The 18,586-nt window shown below is 67.7% G+C and carries 15 protein-coding genes; 12 read left to right on the top strand and 3 right to left on the bottom strand.

Features of this window, described 5'->3' with window-relative positions; translation table 11 throughout:
* Positions 1-40: 40 nt before the first annotated feature.
* The 3 genes from dapD to map are packed head-to-tail and all read right to left on the bottom strand — an operon-like array spanning position 41 to position 4,351.
* A complete protein-coding gene (gene dapD / locus FHW78_RS16515; RefSeq protein WP_328805015.1) occupies positions 41-1,039 on the bottom strand; it encodes a 2,3,4,5-tetrahydropyridine-2,6-dicarboxylate N-succinyltransferase in 999 nt (332 codons plus the stop codon).
* Positions 924-3,635, bottom strand: a complete 2,712-nt coding sequence (gene glnD / locus FHW78_RS16520) for a [protein-PII] uridylyltransferase (protein WP_183643137.1) — start codon at positions 3,633-3,635, stop codon at positions 924-926. Before glnD ends, dapD begins: the two co-directional genes overlap by 116 nt.
* On the bottom strand, positions 3,557-4,351 hold the full coding sequence (map, locus tag FHW78_RS16525) for a type I methionyl aminopeptidase (RefSeq protein ID WP_141453551.1): 795 nt from the start codon (positions 4,349-4,351) through the stop codon (positions 3,557-3,559). The genes glnD and map overlap by 79 nt, the downstream gene beginning before the upstream one ends.
* A gap of 319 nt (positions 4,352-4,670) precedes the next feature.
* Here map and rpsB point away from each other — a divergent pair, with 319 nt between their 5' ends.
* From rpsB to lpxD, 12 genes are all read left to right on the top strand, one after another.
* A complete protein-coding gene (gene rpsB, locus FHW78_RS16530; protein WP_183643140.1) occupies positions 4,671-5,474 on the top strand; it encodes a 30S ribosomal protein S2 in 804 nt (267 codons plus the stop codon).
* A 132-nt stretch (positions 5,475-5,606) separates the two neighbouring features.
* Positions 5,607-6,485, top strand: a complete 879-nt coding sequence (gene tsf / locus FHW78_RS16535) for a translation elongation factor Ts (protein ID WP_183643143.1) — start codon at positions 5,607-5,609, stop codon at positions 6,483-6,485.
* Between the two features lie 205 nt (positions 6,486-6,690).
* Positions 6,691-8,181: a GGDEF domain-containing protein gene (locus FHW78_RS16540; protein ID WP_183644764.1), complete on the top strand. Its 1,491-nt coding sequence runs from the start codon at positions 6,691-6,693 to the stop codon at positions 8,179-8,181.
* A 110-nt stretch (positions 8,182-8,291) separates the two neighbouring features.
* A complete protein-coding gene (gene pyrH, locus FHW78_RS16545) occupies positions 8,292-9,017 on the top strand; it encodes a UMP kinase (protein ID WP_183643147.1) in 726 nt (241 codons plus the stop codon).
* Positions 9,018-9,101: 84 nt separating this feature from the next.
* Positions 9,102-10,019, top strand: coding sequence for a cation diffusion facilitator family transporter (locus FHW78_RS16550; RefSeq protein ID WP_183643150.1), 918 nt, complete (start codon positions 9,102-9,104; stop codon positions 10,017-10,019).
* 87 nt (positions 10,020-10,106) lie between these two features.
* Positions 10,107-10,664 (top strand): ribosome recycling factor, encoded by a 558-nt coding sequence (gene frr, locus FHW78_RS16555; protein WP_183643153.1) that lies wholly within the window; start codon positions 10,107-10,109, stop codon positions 10,662-10,664.
* A gap of 8 nt (positions 10,665-10,672) precedes the next feature.
* Positions 10,673-11,428: a polyprenyl diphosphate synthase gene (gene uppS, locus FHW78_RS16560; protein ID WP_183643156.1), complete on the top strand. Its 756-nt coding sequence runs from the start codon at positions 10,673-10,675 to the stop codon at positions 11,426-11,428.
* A complete protein-coding gene (locus tag FHW78_RS16565; protein WP_183643159.1) occupies positions 11,425-12,282 on the top strand; it encodes a phosphatidate cytidylyltransferase in 858 nt (285 codons plus the stop codon). Before uppS ends, FHW78_RS16565 begins: the two co-directional genes overlap by 4 nt.
* A 1-nt stretch (position 12,283) precedes the next feature.
* Positions 12,284-13,477, top strand: a complete 1,194-nt coding sequence (locus FHW78_RS16570; protein WP_183643162.1) for a 1-deoxy-D-xylulose-5-phosphate reductoisomerase — start codon at positions 12,284-12,286, stop codon at positions 13,475-13,477.
* Positions 13,478-13,507: 30 nt separating this feature from the next.
* Positions 13,508-14,869, top strand: coding sequence for an RIP metalloprotease RseP (gene rseP / locus FHW78_RS16575; protein WP_183643165.1), 1,362 nt, complete (start codon positions 13,508-13,510; stop codon positions 14,867-14,869).
* A gap of 107 nt (positions 14,870-14,976) precedes the next feature.
* A complete protein-coding gene (bamA, locus tag FHW78_RS16580) occupies positions 14,977-17,454 on the top strand; it encodes an outer membrane protein assembly factor BamA (RefSeq protein ID WP_183643168.1) in 2,478 nt (825 codons plus the stop codon).
* A gap of 113 nt (positions 17,455-17,567) precedes the next feature.
* A complete protein-coding gene (gene lpxD, locus FHW78_RS16585; RefSeq protein WP_183643171.1) occupies positions 17,568-18,584 on the top strand; it encodes a UDP-3-O-(3-hydroxymyristoyl)glucosamine N-acyltransferase in 1,017 nt (338 codons plus the stop codon).
* Positions 18,585-18,586: the final 2 nt, after the last annotated feature.

Genomic DNA, 18,586 nt, shown 5'->3' on the forward strand with positions numbered 1-18,586 from the left:
ATGCCGATGGGCGCCTTCGCGTCCACCGGCTCGGAAAAAATCAGTCGGCCAGCCCGCGCAGCAGTTCGTTGACGCTGGTCTTGCTGCGGGTCTTCTCGTCGACCTGCTTGACGATCACCGCGCAATACAGCGAGTGCGAACCGTCGGCGGCCGGCAGCGAACCGGATACCACCACGCTGCCCGGCGGCACATAGCCGTAGGTGATTTCCTTGGTCATGCGGTTGTAGATGCGGGTCGACTGGCCCAGGAACACGCCCATGCCGATCACGCTGTGATGGCCGACCACCACGCCTTCCACGACTTCCGAGCGCGCGCCGATGAAGCAGTGGTCCTCGATGATCGTCGGCGAGGCCTGCAGCGGCTCCAGCACGCCGCCGATGCCGGCGCCGCCGGACAGGTGGCAATGCTTGCCGACCTGCGCGCAGGAACCGACCGTGGCCCAGGTATCGACCATGGTGCCCTCGCCCACATAGGCGCCGATATTGACGAAGCTCGGCATCAGCACCACGTCCTTGCCGAAGTGGCTGCCGCGGCGGGCGATCGCGCCCGGCACCACGCGCACGCCCAGCTTGCGGAAATCGGCTTCGTCGAACGCGCCGAAGCGCGCTTCCACCTTGTCCCAGAACGGCGCGGGATAGGCTTCGACCAGTTCCATCTCGTTGACCCGGAAATACAGCAGCACCGCTTTCTTCAGCCACTCGTTGACCTTCCAGCCGCCCTTGCCGTCCGGTTCGGCCACGCGCAGCTTGCCGCTTTCCAGGCCGTCGATGGCGCGCTCGACCGCGGCGCGGGTGGAGCCCTCGATCTCGACGGTGGTCAGTTCGGCGCGGCGTTCGAACGCGCTCTCGATGGTCGACTTCAGTTCTTCAACGGCGGTGGCTTTCTTCGGGCTCATCAATCCGGGTTCCTTGGGGGAGTGTTCGTCAATGGGTTTCGAGCCCCGCGCGCAATGCGTCGCGCAGGGCCTGTTGCTGTTCTTCCGACGCCAGCGGCATGTCGCCTTCGTCGGTGATCTGGAAGATGTCTTCGGCGCGTTCACCGAAGGTCGCGATGCGGGCGTCATGCACCCGCAGGCGTTGCGCGCGCAGCACCTGGGCCACGTCCGACAGAAGGCCCGGGCGATCCGGCGCGATCAGGCTGAGCACGGTGCGTCGGCCATCCGGCGTGCGCCCGAACTCGATGCGCGGCGCGAAGCGGAAATGGCGGAGCTGGCGCGGCAACGCGCGCCGCGAGGTGCGCACCTTGTCCAGCGCGCCGGCCAAGGCGACGCTCAGGCCATGCTCGACGTCGGCCGGATCGCGGGTGGCGTAGCTGTCGGCGGGCAGCACCTCGAAGGTATCGAACACCGTGCCCTGCGGCCCCACCAGCACCCGCGCCTGGTGGATGGCGTAGCCCATGCGATCGAGGGTGGACAGGATCGCGGCGAACAGGCCATCACGATCAGGCGAATGCACGAATACTTCCATCGCGTTGGCGTCCTCGGCGATCAGCCGCGCACGCACGCGCGTCTCGCCCGGTCCCACGCCTCGCAACGCCTCGGCCTGCCAGGCCAGTTGCTCCGGCCGGAAACGCAGGAAGCTCTCCTCCGGCATCGCCGCGAACAGCGCGTCGGCGTCCACGTCCCCGATGGCGTGCAGGCGCAGCAGCACCCGCACCGATTCGCGCGCCTCGGCCAGCCGCGCGTCGACGTCGACCGGATGTTCCAGACCCTCGCGCAGCACCCGGCGGGTGGCGAAGTAGAGATCCGCCAGCAGCCGATCCTTCCAGGCATTCCACAGCTTGGGGCTGGTGCCGGCGATGTCGGCGCAGGTCAGCAGGTACAGGTAATCGAGCCGCTCGCGATCGCCAATCAGGCGTGCGAACGCGTGGATGACGTCCGGATCGGAAATGTCCTGCTTCTGCGCGGTCACCGACATGCGCAGGTGCTGTTCCACCAGCCAGGCCACCAGATCGGTGTCGGAGGCGCTCAGGCCATGCGCGGCGCAGAACTCCCGCGCATCGACCGCCCCGAGTTCGGAATGATCACCGCCGCGGCCCTTGGCGATGTCGTGGAACAGGCCGCCCAGCAGCAGCAGTTCCGGCTTGCGCAGGCGCGGCCAGACCTCATGGGCGATGGAGAAGCGTTCGTCCGCGCGGCCGGAAGAGAACGTGGCCAGGTTCTTCAACACCATCAGGGTGTGCTGGTCCACGGTGTAGACATGGAACAGATCGAACTGCATGCGCCCGGACACCCGGGCGAACGCGGGCAGCCACTGGCCCAGCACGCCCAACCGCGCCATCCGGGTCAACGTTTCCACTGCGCGCGGCCCGCGCAGCAGGCCCATGAAGGCATCGCGCTGGGCGCCCGTCGCAGCCGGATACGCGGTCAATTTCGGCAATGACTCGGCCAGCGCGCGCGCGGTGAGCGAATGCAGTCCGCGCACCTGCGGCTGCGCGGCCCACATCGCGAACAGGGCAAATACCTGCGACACGTCATCCTGTGGCCAGGCCGGATCCCGCGCGGCCAGGTAGCCGCGGCGCAGCGCGAACGCGTCGTCCAGCGGCTCCGGCAACGCCTCGCCGTCGAACTGTTCCTCGAACCGCTGCAGCAGCCGATCGCTGATGCGACGGACAATCGCGGCGCTGCGGTAGAAGCCCTGCATCATCTTCTCGACGCCCAGGTTCTCGGCGTCGTCGACGAAGCCCAGGCGCTGCGCGAGCGCTTTCTGGAAATCGAAGCGCAGGCGTTCCTCGGGACGACCGGCGATCAGGTGCAGGCCGTGGCGCAGGCGGCCCAGCGCGCGGCGCTCGCGTGCCAGCGCGGCCGCCTCGTCGGGTCCCAACTGGCCCATGCCGACCAGCGGTTCCAGATCCCGCACGCCGAAGGTACGCAGCGCCATCCAGCCCAGCGTGTGCAGATCGCGCAGACCACCCGGGCCATCCTTGATGTTCGGTTCCAGGTTTTCGGAGGTATCGCCGAAGCGCGCATGGCGGGCACTCATTTCCTCGCGCTTGGCGAGGAAGAAATCGCGCGCGGGCCAGACCCTTGCCGCCGACACCGCATCGATCAGGCGCGCCTCGTCGACCGGTTCGGCCACCACCGGCCGCGCCTCGATGAGCGCGGTCAGCACGGTCTGGTCGGCGGCGGCCTCGGTGCACTCGACGGCCGAACGCACCGCATGGCTGATCGGCAGGCCGGCATCCCACAGCAGCGCGAAGAAACGCGCCAGCGCCTCGTGGTATCGCGCCTGCGCCGGCGCTTCGGCCAGCACCAGCAGGTCCACGTCCGACTGCGGGAACAGTTCACCACGGCCGTAGCCGCCTACCGCGAACAACGCCATCAGGCTGTCGGCGGGGAAGCAGCGCTGCCAGGCGTCCCGCAGCAGGTGATCCACGCCGCGCGCGCGCAGCGCGAGGATCCGGTCCATGCCGTCGCCGTGGTCGAAGCGCTTGCCCAGCCGCGCGTCGTTGTGGCCGAGCGCGGCGCGGGCGGCGGCCGACCAGGCCGCGTCATCCGCGATTCCCGGGCCGATCCCGGTCAGCCGCGGCAATGAATCAGTCGCGGCCTGGGGACTGCTCACAGGTCGTTGTCGTCGCCCGGCAGGCGGGTCAGGATCTCGACGCCGTCCTCGGTCACCGCCACGGTGTGCTCCCATTGCGCCGAGAGCTTGCGGTCCTTGGTGACCACGGTCCAGCCATCGGGCAGCACCTTGGAGAAGCGGGTGCCCTCGTTGATCATCGGCTCGATGGTGAAGGTCATGCCCGGCTTCAGCACCACGCCGTCGCCCGGGCGGCCGTAATGCAGCACCTGCGGCTCGTCGTGGTAGACCTTGCCGATGCCGTGGCCGCAGTACTCGCGCACCACGCTGAAGCGCTCGGCCTCGGCGAACTGCTGGATGGCGTGGCCGATGTCGCCCAGGGTCGCGCCCGGACGGACCGCCCTGATGCCGCGGAACATCGCCTCGCGGGTGGTATCCACCAGCCGCTTCGCCATCACCGAAGGGGTGCCGACGAAGTACATGCGGCTGGTGTCGCCATGCCAGCCATCCTTGATGACGGTCACGTCGATGTTCAGGATGTCGCCGTCCTTCAGCACCTTGCCCTCGCTGGGCATGCCGTGGCAGATGACGTTGTTGACCGAGGTGCACACCGTGGACGGGAACGGAATCCGCCCGTGGCCGCCGCCGTAGCCGATGTTGGCCGGGATGGCTTTCTGCACGTTGACGATATGATCGTGGCAGATGCGGTCCAGTTCGGCGGTGGTCACGCCCGGCTTCACGTGCGGCGCGACGATTTGCAGGACCTCGGCGGCCAGCCGGCCGGCGACGCGCATCTGCTCGAGTTCTTCGGGGGTCTTGAGGGTGATGGCCATGGCCGGGATTATCGCCGATTTCGCCCCCCTTTGAGCGCCCGGCAGGGGGCTTGTTGCCGGCAACTCATTGTTCCCGCTATACTTCCGCAGCTTGGCCGGACCCGTCCGTCCAGGCTGCCCACGCCGGGCGTCACCGGCGAATCCACACCTGCTGCCAACCTCCGTGCCGGGGTGCCTGAAAACTCCTTTGGGATCATTCCCTTAGGGTCGAAGGTTCGGACACGGAAGCCGCAGGGAGGCCCAACCCCGGAACCCTGCCCTCGCGGGCAACCGCCATCCCATTTCCGGCGGCCGGTTCCACGTTCATGGAGTTCAAGCAATGCCCCAAGTCACCATGCGCCAGATGCTGGAAGCCGGCGTCCATTTCGGCCACCAGACCCGCTACTGGAATCCCAAGATGGCGCCGTACATCTTCGGTGCCCGCGGCAAGATCCACATCATCAACCTCGAGAAGACCGTTCCGCTGTTCAACGACGCGATGAACTTCCTCTCGGGCGTGGCCCAGAAGCGCGGCACCGTGCTGTTCGTCGGCACCAAGCGCAGCGCGCGCGAAGCCATCAAGGAAGAAGCCGAGCGCTGCGGCATGCCGTACATGACCCAGCGCTGGCTGGGCGGCACCCTGACCAACTTCGCCACCGTGAAGAAGTCGGTCGCCCGCCTGAAGGAACTGGAAGCCGCCGAAACCGATGGCACCTTCGAGAAGCTGGTCAAGCACGAAGTGCTGGGCCTGCGCCGCGAGCGCGACAAGCTGGAAGCCTCGCTGGGCGGCATCAAGGACATGAACCGCCTGCCGGACGCCCTGTTCGTCATCGACATCGGCCATGAAGACATCGCCATCAAGGAAGCCAAGAAGCTCGGCATCCCGGTGATCGCGGTGGTCGACTCGAACTACGACCCGGCCCTGGTCGACTACGCCATCCCCGGCAACGACGACGCCATCCGCGCCGTGCAGCTGTACGCCCGCGCCGCCGCCGACGCCGTGCTGGAAGGCAAGGCCGCTTCGCCGAACGCCGCGACCGTCCGCGAGGAAGAGTTCGTGGAATCGGACGAGGAAGGCAAGGGCCGCCGCGCCCCGGCCAAGAAGGCTGGCAAGAAGGCCGACGAAGCCGCCGCTGCCGAGTAATCGCGCTGCAATGCCGCCGCGCCACAGTGCGCGGCGGCATCCGATGCCTGCAGGCGGGCCATGGCCCGCCTTGTTCAATCCGTCGGCGGGCTCCCTGCCCGCCCAACGAAATCCGAAATCTGAGGTAATCCCGTGGAAATCACCGCTTCCCTGGTCAAGGAACTGCGCGAGCGCACCGGCGCCGGCATGATGGAGTGCAAGAAGGCGCTCACCGAGAACAACGGCGACATCGACGTGGCCGCCGAATGGCTGCGCAAGTCCGGCCTGGCCAAGGCCGACAAGAAGGCCGGCCGCGTGGCCGCCGAAGGCCGCATCGCGGTCGCCCAGGACGGCGGCAAGGCCGTGCTGGTGGAAATCAACTCCGAAACCGACTTCGTCGCCAAGGACGGTAACTTCGTCGGCTTCACCGACACCGTCGCCCAGGTCGCCCTGGCCTCCGGCGCCGCCGATGTCGAAGCCCTGAAGACCGCCAAGTTCCCGTCTGGTGAAACCGTCGAGGAAGCCCGCGCCGCCGTCATCTCCAAGGTCGGCGAGAACGTGCAGGTCCGTCGCCTGGTCCGCGCCGACAGCAGCAACAACGTCGCGGCCTACGTGCACGGCGGCCGCATCGGCGTGCTGATCGAGGTCAAGGGCGGCGACGCCGAACTGGCCCGCGGCCTGGCGATGCACGTGGCGGCGATGAACCCGCCGTACATCAAGGCGTCCGACGTGCCGGCCGACTTCGTCGCCAAGGAAAAGGAAATCGAGCTGGCCAAGATGTCCGACAAGGACAAGGCCAAGCCGGCCGAGATCCTGGAGAAGATCATCAGCGGCAAGATCGCCAAGATCGTCAACGAGGTCACCCTGTACGGCCAGCCGTACGTGCTGGACACCAACCAGACCGTCGAGGCGGTGCTGAAGGCCGCCGGCGCCGAAGTCGTCAGCAGCCAGCGCCTGGCCGTGGGCGAAGGCATCGAGAAGGTGGTCGAAGACTACGCCGCCGAAGTGATGAAGCAGGCCGGCCTGGCCTGATTTCCTTCTCGGAAGGAATCGGAAAAGCCGCGGGAAACCGCGGCTTTTTCGTTTTTCAGAACTACGTTCGAGACCGCTTCCAGCCGCGCTTTCGCCGTTCGTCGGCGGGATTTCGCGGACCGCTAAACTTCCGCGCGTGCCGGCCGATAGCGAGGCGAGGGTGGCAGGAACGCCGCCGCCATACGACAAGGTCCAGCCGCGCGCGATGCGAGCCGAATTCGAAGCCAAGCTATCTTGCTGCCGCGATCTGCCCTCTCCGCCGGGGGTGGCACTGCGGATCCTCGCGCTTGCGCGGGATCCCGACGTCGTGATGGCCACCGCGGCCGACACCATCGGCCTGGACGCGGCGCTGACAGCCCGCATGCTGCGCATCGCCAACTCGCCGCTCTACGCCAGCCGCCGGCGGGTGGAGAACCTGAGCCAGGCACTCACCCTGCTGGGTCTCAATGCCACCCTGACCCTCGCGCTCGGTTTCTCGCTCGCTTCGGGAATGCGCTCGCGTCACCATGCCGACGCGCAATGCGAAGAGAAGGTCTGGCGGCGCAGCGTGATCGCCGCGCTCGCCAGCCGCCTGCTGGGCGAACGGACCGGCCAGCGCCGGCTCGAAGAGCTGATGCTCGCGGGGTTGCTGCAGGACATCGGCATCCTCGGCCTGCTGCAACTGGATCGCAAAACCTATGCGCCGCTGTTGGCGGCCAGCCCGGACAACGCCAGCCTGCTGGAACGCGAGCGCGAACAGTTCGGCTGCGATCACGCCGAAGTCGGGCACTGGATGGCCCGCCACTGGAACCTGCCCCCGCTGCTGCAGGACGCCATCGGATCCAGCGAGTCGAAACGCGTCCCCACGCCTTTTGACGCCTGCGTGGCCGTTTCCGGCTTCCTCGCGGATCTGTGGATCGAGGAGGACGCCGACGCCGCTCGCCTGCGCGCCATCGATGCCGCGCACAGTCACCTGTCGCTGGACGTGGTCGCCGTGGATGGCGTCATCGAGCAGATTGGCAAGATGCTGCCCGAAATCGCCACCATGTTCGAAGTGCGCATCACCCAGCCGCGCCGCATCGCCGCGCTCCTGCAGGAGGCGCGCGAACTGCTGGTGCTGCGGAACCTGCGCGAGATCCAGGACGCCGCGCGCGCGCGCAAGGACGCGGACGAATTCGAACATCGTGCCCGGCGCCTGGCCGAGGAGGCGCGGCGGGATCCGCTTACCGGCGTCTACAACCGCGCCCAGTTGGAAAGCGTGCTGGAGAAGGAATTCGAAACCTCCTCGCGGCACGGCTGGCCCCTGTCCATCGCCTTCGTCGACCTGGACGATTTCAAGAAGATCAACGACGGCTGGGGCCACCTGGTCGGCGACCAGGTGCTGCGCAGCTTCGCCTCCACCCTGCAGCAGCATCTGCGCGGCAGCGACATCGTCGCCCGCTATGGCGGCGAGGAATTCCTGATTGTCCTGCCCGGCACCGACGAGCGCGCGGCGCTGGGCGTGATGCGCCGGATCCTGGCCGAGGTCGGGCAGGCGCCGATGACCCGGGTGGATGGACGTCCCCTGCACGTGACCTTCTCCGCCGGACTGGCCACGCATGGCGCGCTGGAACAGTTCGCCCACGTCGATCAGCTGCTGCAGGCCGCCGACGAGGCCCTGTATGGCGCCAAGCGCGAGGGGCGCAACCGGGTCGTGGCCGGGCTCGTCGAGGACTGAACCGCGCGCGACCGTGCCGGCTCCCGTCAGGCGCGATCGCGCGATTGCGCCTGACGGCCCCGCTCGGCTCGGCTAGAATTGCGGCGTTTGCCCCTTCGCCGAGAGCCCCCATGACCGCACCCCTCGCCTATCGCCGCATCCTGCTCAAACTTTCCGGCGAGGCGCTGATGGGGTCCGAGGACTACGGCATCGACCCGGTCGTGATCGGGCGGATCGCACGTGAAATCATCGAGGCCCGCGACGCGGGCGCCGAAATCGGCCTGGTCATCGGCGGCGGCAACATCTTCCGCGGCGCCGGCCTGGCCGCCGGCGGCATGGATCGGGTGACCGGCGACCAGATGGGCATGCTGGCCACCGTGATCAACGCGCTGGCGATGCAGGACGCCCTGGAAAAACTGGGCGCCAAGGTCCGGGTGATGAGCGCGATCAAGATCAACGACGTGTGCGAGGACTACATCCGCCGCCGTGCCGTCCGCCACCTGGAAAAGGGCCGCATCGCGATCTTCGCCGCCGGCACCGGCAATCCGTTCTTCACCACCGATTCCGGCGCCGCGCTGCGCGCGATCGAGATCGGCGCGGATCTGCTGCTGAAGGCCACCAAGGTCGATGGCGTCTACGACAAGGATCCGAGCAAGCACGCCGACGCCCAGCGCTACGAGCAACTGACCTACGACGAGGTCATCGCCCGCGATCTGCAGGTGATGGATACCGCCGCGTTCGCGCTCTGCCGCGACAGCGATGTGCCGCTGCGCATCTACGACCTGTCGGTCCCCGGCAACCTGATGCGCATCCTGCGCGGCGAAAACATCGGCACCCTGGTGAAGGGCCGCGGCTGAGCTGCCCGTCCCATCCCGAATCCCGAATCCCGAATCCCCTTGCTGTAATAGTGTCCGCGGCATCCACGCGGCACCCTGTGCGGCATGGGACATTCACACGGCTCGCACGGCCACTCGCACGGTTCGGCCACCCGCACCTTCGCGCTGGTCACCCTGATCAACCTGGCCTACACCGCCCTGGAGGCGGGCTACGGCTTCTACACCAATTCGCTGGCGCTCCTGTCCGACGCCCTGCACAACCTGGGCGACGTCCTCGGACTCGGCCTGGCCTGGGCGGCGGCGGCGCTGGCGCGCCGTCCCCCGACCAGCAGCCACACCTACGGATGGCGCCGCGCCACCCTGCTTTCCCCGCTCGCCAACTCGGTCCTGCTGATGGTGTTCTCCGGCGCGCTGGGCTGGGAGGCGATCCGCCGCTTCAGCGCGCCTCCGGCGATTCCCGCCACCCCGGTGATCGTGGTCGCCGCCATCGGCATCGCCATCAATTTGGGCGCCGCCTGGCTGGTCCGGGATGGCCACGCGCATGACCTGAACAAGCGTGGCGCCTTCCTGCACCTGATGGCGGACGCGGCGGTCTCGCTCGCGGCGGTGGTCGCCGGTCTGGGCATGCTGGCGTTCGGCTGGGCCTGGCTCGACCCGCTGACCGCCCTGCTGATCGGCGTGGTCATCGCAATCGGCACCTTCGGCCTGCTGCGCGACAGCTTCAACGCGGCCATGGACGCGGTCCCGCCCAGCATCGACCAGGCCCAGGTCCAGGCCTTCCTGGCCGGCCAGCCCGGCGTGCAGGCGGTCCATCACCTGCACATCTGGCCGCTGGGTGCCGGCGAAATCGCCCTCACCGCACACCTGGTGCGGCCGGAGGGCGAGGATCACGACGCCTTCATCGATGCCACCCTGCACGCGCTGGACCACCGGTTCGGCATCAACCACGCGACCCTGCAGATCGAGCGCGGCAGCCAGTGCGGGCACGACCTGCACGATGCCGCGCCGCACCATTCGCATTGAGCCCAGCCCGGCCCCGGGGCCGGAACGTCCGCAAAGGTGCCAGGAACGCCTATAATCGGGCGTTTAAGAATTGCCACGGAACCGCTGATGCTCAACGACATCAAGAAAGACGCGCAGGCGCGCATGACCAAGAGCATCGACGCCTTGCGTCACACCCTGGTCAAGGTGCGTACCGGCCGCGCCTCCACCGCCCTGGTCGAACACCTGAAGGTCAACTACTACGGTTCCGATGTGCCGCTGAGCCAGGTCGCCACCGTCGCCGTCTCCGACGCGCGCTCGCTGACCATCACCCCGTGGGAAAAGCAGATCGTCGGCGCGGTCGAGAAGGCCATCCTGGCCTCCGACCTGGGCCTGACCCCGAACACCGCCGGCACCACCATCCGCCTCAACCTGCCCGCGCTCACCGAGGAGCGCCGCCGCGAACTGTCCAAGGTCGTGCATGGCGAAGGCGAGGACACCAAGGTCGCGATCCGCAACATCCGCCGTGACGCCAACCAGCAGGTCAAGGATCTGCTGAAGGACAAGCAGATCACGGAGGACGAGGAGCGTCGCGCGGAAGAAGAGATCCAGAAGCTGACCGACAAGTCGATCAAGGACGTGGACGACGTGGTCAAGGCCAAGGAACAGGAATTGATGGCGGTCTGAGGACTGCCATGTCCACCGCCAGACCCGGTATTCCACGTCATCTGGCCGTCATCATGGACGGCAACGGACGCTGGGCGGAACGCCGCCGGCGTCCGCGCGTGATCGGCCATCGCGCCGGCGCCCGCGCGGTGAACGTGTGCATCGACTTCTGCCTGGAGCGCGGGATCGAGGCGCTGACCCTGTTCGCCTTCTCCAGCGAGAACTGGGGCCGGCCGGAGGAAGAGGTCGGCGCGCTGATGAAGCTGTTCCTCAACGCGCTGGACCGCGAAGTCGACGAACTCGACCGGCGCGGCGTGCGGGTGCGTTTCATCGGCGAGCGCGGACGCTTCCCGCCGGCGATCCGGCAACGCATGGAAGCCGCCGAGGCGCAAACCGGCGCCAATGCCCGGCTGACCCTGGTCATCGCCGCCAGCTACGGCGGCCGCCAGGACATCGCCCAGGCCGCACGCGCGCTGGCCACCGAGGTCGCGGCCGGCCGGCTGCGGCCCGAGGACATCGACGAGGCGGCGATGGGCCGCTGCGTCGCGCTGGCCGATCTGCCGCCGCCGGATCTGTTCATCCGCACCGGCGGCGACCATCGGGTCAGCAACTTCCTGCTGTGGCAACTGGCGTATACCGAACTCTGGTTCACCGAACAGCTGTGGCCGGACATGGACGCGGCGACCCTGCAACGCGCGCTGGACGACTATGCCGGCCGCGAGCGCCGCTTCGGCCTGACCAGCGCCCAGATCGCGCAGAGCGCGACGGAGAACACTTCCGCATGAGCAATCCCGGCGGCACCAAGGTCCGCGTGATCGCGGCATTGACGATGGCGCCGATCGCCATCGCGGCGATCCTACTGCTGTCCACGCCCTGGCTGTCGGCGCTGGCCGCGCTGGTGTTCCTGGTCGGCCTGTGGGAATGGTTCAAGCTGGCGGAAATCGACGACACCCTGCCGCGCACGCTGCTGCTGCTCGCCAACCTGCTGCTGATGGTGCTGCTGGTCTGGGCTTCGGCCGGCTCGCCGGACCTGGTCCCGTTGCGGCTGGTCTCCCTGCTGGGCGTGTTCTGGTGGGTGCTGGCGCTGCTGTGGTTGCGCTTCTTCGATTTCGCCTCGGATCACGAGACCTGGGCCCGCGGTTTCAAGCTGGCCGCCGGAACCCTGGCGATCGTGCCGGCCTGGTGCGCGCTCTGCCTGATCCATGCCGGCCAGCCCTACGGCCATCGCTGGCTGTTCGTGGCCCTGGCGATCGTCTGGGCCGCCGACAGCGGCGCCTACTTCGCCGGCCGCCATTTCGGCGGCCGCCTGTTCAGCCGCAAGCTGGCGCCCCGCATCAGTCCCAACAAGACCATCGAGGGCGTGTTCGGCGGCATCGTGGCCGGCCTGCTGGTCGCCGCGGCCGGCACGTTCTTTGCCGGTGCCGGCCTGGTCGAGCTGCCCTACGTGCTGATCGTCTCGGTGGCGACCGTGCTGTTCTCGGTGGTGGGCGACCTGTTCGAAAGCCTGCTCAAGCGCCACGTCGGCGCCAAGGACTCAGGCGACGTCATCCCGGGCCATGGCGGCGTGCTCGACCGTGTCGACGGCGTGCTGGCCGCGCTGCCGATTTTCGCGCTGGGCAAGGAACTGTTCGGGTTCTGACATGGCAACCGGCAGCACGCTCCAGCGGGTGGCGGTGTTGGGCGCCACCGGTTCCATCGGCGCCTCGGCGCTGGACGTGATCGCGCGCCACCCGCAGCGCCTGCAGGCGACGGTGCTGGCCGCCGGCAGCCAGGTGGAAGCGCTGCTCGAACTGTGCCAGCGCCACCAGCCGCGCCATGCGGTCATCGCCCGCGATGATCTTTATCCCGCCCTGCGCGACGGCCTGCGCGAACGCGGGCTGGCCACCGAGGCCCACGCCGGCATGGCCGCGCTGGATCGCCTGGCTGCCGACGGGGAATGCGACACCGTGGTGGCCGCCATCGTCGGCGCGGCCGGCCTTTCCTCGACCCTGGCCGCCGCGCGCGCGGGCAAGCGCCTGCTGCTGGCGAACAAGGAGTCGCTGGTCCTGGCCGGCGAACTGATGACCCGCGCCTGCGACGCCGCCGGCGCCGAAATCATTCCCATCGACAGCGAGCACAACGCGATCTTCCAGTGCCTGCGTTCACGCCAGGCTAAGGACGACGTTCGCCGCATCGTGCTGACCGCTTCCGGCGGGCCGTTCCGCGGCCGTGGCCGTGCCGAGCTGGCCGGGGTCACGCCGGCACAGGCGGTCGCGCACCCGAAGTGGTCGATGGGACCGAAAATCTCGGTCGACTCGGCGACCCTGATGAACAAGGGCCTGGAACTGATCGAGGCGCATCACCTGTTCGGCCTGTCCGGGGACCGGCTGGGCGTGCTGGTCCATCCGCAGAGCCTGGTGCACTCGCTGGTGGAATTCGTGGACGGCTCTACCCTCGCGCAACTGGGCCTGCCGGACATGCGGACCGCGCTGGCGGTGGGCCTGGGCTGGCCGGATCGGATCGACTCGGGCGTCGCCGGCCTGGATTTGCTGGCCCACGGACGGCTGGACTTCGAGGCCCCGGATACCGACGCCTTCCCTTGCCTGCGGCTGGCCTGCGAAGCGCTGGATGCCGGCGGCACCGCACCCGCGGTCCTGAACGCGGCCAACGAAGTGGCCGTTTCAGCCTTTCTTCAGGGCAAAATCCGTTTCCTATCCATTCCCGCGCTGGTCGAGGAAGCCCTCGCCGCGCTGCCTGCCGCGCCCGCGGATTCACTGGAGGCGCTGCTGGAAGCCGATGCACGGGCCCGACGCATCACCGAAACCACCATCGCAGGTCGTGCCGCCCGTGCTTGAGTGCCCTTTCACAACCCGTGAGCGGTTCCGATGAGCGAGGTGCTGGGTTCCCTGCTGTGGATGATCGTCGCCATCGGCGTGCTGGTCACGTTCCATGAGTTCGGCCACTACTGGGTGGCCCGTCGTTGTGGGGTCAAGGTACTGCGCTTTTCGGTCGGTTTCGGCCGCCCGCTATGGTCGCGCCGGAACCGCCACGGCACCGAGTTCGCGATCGCCGCCATCCCGCTGGGCGGTTACGTGAAGATGCTGGACGAGGCTGAAGGCGACGTCTCCATCGCCGAACAGCCCCAGGCCTTCAACCGCAAGCCGGTCCTGCAACGGATCGCCATCGTCGCGGCCGGTCCGATCGCCAACCTGGTGCTGTGCGTGGCCCTGCTCTGGGCAATGTTCGTCATCGGCCGTCCGGACTATTCCGCCACCCTGGGACCGACCACCGGTATTGCCGCCGAAGCCGGCCTGCACGGCGGCGACCGTATCGAGGCGGTCGACGACCGGACCATCAACACGTGGATGGAAGCGCTGCAGACCCTGACCATGGCGGCGATGGACGGCCGCGATGCGCGGTTGCGGGTCATCGACGCCGATGGCAACGAGCAGGACCGGACCCTGGCCCTGTCCAGACTGCCGGTCGGCTTCAATCAGGAAAACGTGGGAGGCGCCGCCGGACTCTCCTGGCGCCACCTGCTGCTGCCGGCGACCGTCACTGCGATCAAGCCTGGCAGCGCCGCGGACGGCGTGCTCAAGCCTGGCGACACCATCACCGCGGTGGATGGTCAACCCGTGCACCAGTTTGGCGACCTTTATCCGCTGGTCGACCAGTTGGGCCAGCGCGGCGGCGCGGCCATGATCGAGGTCGACCGCGAGGGTGCGCGGCATGCCTTCGAACTGCAACCCCGGCAAATCCGGGATCCGGAAACCGGCAAGGTGACCTGGGCGCTGGGCCTGGAGCCCCCCAAGTCGGTGCCACCGGCCGAGTACGACGCCCTCCAGCAGTTCGGCCCCCTCGCCGCCGTCCCGGCGGCCCTGCGCGAGACCGGCAAGATGACCGCCGATTCGCTGGGGATGATCCGGCGCATGCTGACCGGGCACGCCTCGGTCAAGAACGTGTCCGGCCCCATCACCATCGCCCGGGTCGCCAACAACACCGCCAAGCGGGGCGTGGCCTGGTTTCTCTATTTCCTGGCGCTGGTGTCGCTGAGCCTGGCCATCCTTAACCTGCTGCCCATCCCCGTCTTGGACGGCGGACACCTGCTGTATTACCTTATTGAGTTGGTCAAGGGCAGTCCGTTGAGCGAACGCAGCATGGTGACCGGGCAGTACATCGGCCTGGCCCTGCTGGCGGGCCTGATGGGTCTGGCGTTCTACAACGACATCCTCCGTCTGGTGACTTGATGCTTTTGAACTTTTTTGTGCCGGTCTGCTCAAAGCCCGCCAGCCCCCAGCATGACTTTTCCCGGCAAACGCCTGCCCTGCAGGCCCGCCACCTACCGGATGTGATGATGACGCGACAGCCCACCCGCCGCCTGCTCGCCCTGGCCCTGGCCTCGGCCCTTACCGCCCCCGCCTGGGCGCAGACGGCCCTGCCCCCCATCGTCGCCCCCGCCGAAGCGGAGGCCGGCAGCTTCACCGCCAGCGACATCCGCATCGATGGCCTGCAGCGCATCTCCGCCGGTACCGTGCTGACCTACCTGCCGATCGAACGTGGCGATACCGTCACCTCCTCGCGCGTGGGCGACGCCATCCGTGCGCTGTACAAGACCGGCTTCTTCCAGGATGTGCGCCTGGACCGCCAGGACAACATCCTGGTGGTCACCGTGGTCGAACGACCCGCCATCAACAAGCTGACCGTGACCGGCAACAAGGACATCAAGACCGAACAGCTGATGACCGGCCTGAAGGACATCGGCCTGTCCGAGGGCGACACCTTCGATCGCCTGAGCCTGGACCGCGTCACCCAGGAGCTGATCAAGCAGTACAACAACCGCGGCAAGTACAACGTCGAAATCACCCCGACGGTCAGCCCGCTGGACCGCAACCGCGTCGACATCACCATCGCCATCAAGGAAGGCAAGGCCGCCAAGATCCGCCACGTCAACCTGGTCGGCACCGAGAAGTTCCAGAACGAGGACATCCTCAAGACCTGGGAATCCAAGGAACACAACTGGCTGTCCTGGTACCGCCGCGACGATCAGTACTCCAAGGAAAAGCTCTCCGGCGACATGGAGAAGCTGAATTCCTGGTACCTGGATCGTGGCTACGTCGACTTCAGCATCGATTCCACCCAGGTGTCGATCAGCCCCGACAAGCGCGACATGTTCCTCACCGCGGGCATCACCGAGGGCGAGCAGTACAAGGTCTCCGAGGTCAAGGTCACCGGCGATACCGTGCTGCCGCAGGAGAACGTCGAGCGCATGGTGATCGTCAAGCCGGGCCAGATTTTCTCGCGCCGGCTGCTGGAAATCACTTCCGACGGCATCACCGCCACCCTCAGCAACATCGGCTACGCATTTGCCCAGGTCAACCCGATTCCGTCGGTGGACCGCGAGAAGCGCACCGTCGCCCTGAACTTCCAGGTCGTGCCCGGCCCGCGCGTCAACGTCCGCCGCATCGTCTTCAAGGGCAACGCGCGCACCTCCGACGAGGTCATGCGCCGCGAGATGCGCCAGTTCGAAGGCTCCTGGTATTCGCAGGCGGCGATCGACCGTTCGAAGATCCGCCTGCAGCGCCTGGGCTACTTCGAGACCGTCGACGTCGAGACGCCCGCGGTTCCCGGCACCAACGACCAGGTCGACGTCGTCTATACGGTCAAGGAAACCACCTCGGGCAGCTTCGTGTTCGGCCTGGGCTACTCGCAGTTGTCCGGCATGACCACCTCGATCCAGCTGTCGCAGAACAACTTCCTCGGCAGCGGCAACCGCGTGTCGGTCGAGGCGCAGCGCAGCGACTACCTGCAGCGCTACTCGTTCTCGTTCCTGAATCCGTTCTTCACCGACGAGGGCATGTCGCTCGGCTACAACCTGTGGTGGCGCGAGTATGACTATTCCGACTTCAACACCGCACAGTACTCCAGCACGAGTGCCGCGGCGCAGGCGGTCCTGGGCCTGCCGTTGACCGAAACCGACAGCGTGTCGCTGCTGTTCGGCATCGATCGCAACCAGATCAACTACAACAGTGCGACTCCGAGTTCGATCGTGGATTACATCAACGCGATCGGCCAGCGCACGTTCCACGCCTGGCGCTCGGAAATCGGCTGGGCGCGCGATACCCGCAACGACTACTTCATGCCCACCGCCGGTACCTACCAGCGCGTGTCGGCTGAAATCACCCTGCCCGGCTCGACCGTCGAGTACTACAAGCTCAATTACGAATTCTCCAAGTACTGGCCGCTCACCCCGTCGCTGGTCCTGAACACCCGCTTCGATTTCGGCTACGGCGACAGTTGGGGCAACGACACGTCGCGCAACGTCTGCCGGATGCTGCCCACCGACCCGTCGATTCCCGGCCAGGCCAATCCGGCGGCGGCAGCCGACAGCACCGGCGCCTGCGCACCTGGTTCGGTGCTGGATCGCACCCTGACCGCCACCGGCCTGCCGTTCTTCGAGAACTTCTATGCCGGCGGCGTGCGTTCGGTGCGTGGCTTCAGCGACAACACGCTGGGTCCGCGTTCGGAAGCCAACGGCTACTACTGGCGCGGCCAGCCGCTCGGCGGGTCGCTGAAGACGGTCGGTTCGCTGGAAATGTATTTCCCGCGCCTGTTCGATTCCAACGCCGCGCGCATTTCTGCGTTCTTCGACTTCGGCAACGTGTTCGACGGATACGACAACTTCGACGCCGGCGAACTGCGTGCTTCCGCGGGCGTGGCGCTGCTGTGGCGCGCGCCGGTCGGTCCGATCTCGATCAGCTATGCGTTCCCGCTGAAGAAGAAGGACGGCGACGAAATCGAGCGCCTGCAGTTCACCTTCGGCGGCGGCTTCTGATCGAAGGCGCCGCGTGCGGGGGGCTCCATCGCCCCCCGTATGGTGTAGCCCGTATTTCCGGCGTGTCCGGGGGTACGGCGACGAAACTGGGCGAGGCGCTACAATTGCGCCCCATGACCGTTTCCCCCCTTTCCGCCGCCGCGCTCGCCGAGCGCTTCTCGCTGGGCCTGCATGGCGACGGCACCGTGGCCGTCGACGGCGTGGCGACCCTCGCCCGCGCCGGCCGCCACCAGCTCGCCTTCCTTGCCAATTCCCGATACCGCTCGCAGCTGGCCGAATCGGCCGCCGGCATTGTCGTGCTGCGTGCCGATGACGCGGAGGCGGCGCCGGGCACGGCACTCATCGCCAAGGACCCGTACACGGCCTTCGCCAAGATCGCGGCGCTGTTCGAACAACGCCCCGCCCGCCCAGCGGGCATCCATCCCAGCGCGGTGATCGACCCCTCGGCCCGGGTATCGCCCGGCGCGCATGTCGGTCCCTTCGTCAGCATCGGCGCCCGTGCCGAAATCGGCGAGGGTTGCATCATCGGCCCGCACTGCGTCATCGGCGACGATTGCGTCGTCGGGGCCGGCAGCGAGCTGATCGCGCGGGTCACCCTGGTCGTCCGCGTGCGCCTGGGCCAGCGCGTGCTGATCCACCCGGGCGCTGTCCTGGGCGCCGACGGTTTCGGGCTGGCGATGGATGCCGGCCACTGGATCAAGGTACCGCAGCAGGGTGGCGTGGTGGTCGGCGACGACTGCGAGATTGGCGCCAACACCACCATCGATCGCGGTGCGCTCGACGATACCGTGCTGGAAGAGGACGTTCGCCTGGACAACCAGATCCAGATCGGCCACAACGTGCGCATCGGCGCGCATACCGCGATGGCCGGCTGCAGCGCCGCCGCCGGCAGCGCGAAGATCGGCCGCTACTGCCTGATTGGCGGCGCCGCCGGCGTCCTCGGCCATCTGGAAATCTGCGATCGCGTGGTCATCACCGCGATGTCGCTGGTGACCAGTTCCATCCATGAGCCGGGCGAATACTCGTCCGGCACCCCGCTTACCGACAACCGGACCTGGCGCAAGAACGCCGCCCGGTTCAAGCAACTCGACGCACTGGCACGCCGCGTGCTGGCCGCGGACAAGGAATGAAC

The organism is Pseudoxanthomonas sp. OG2, assembly GCF_014192765.1.
Taxonomy (GTDB): Bacteria; Pseudomonadota; Gammaproteobacteria; order Xanthomonadales; family Xanthomonadaceae; genus Pseudoxanthomonas_A; species Pseudoxanthomonas_A beigongshangi.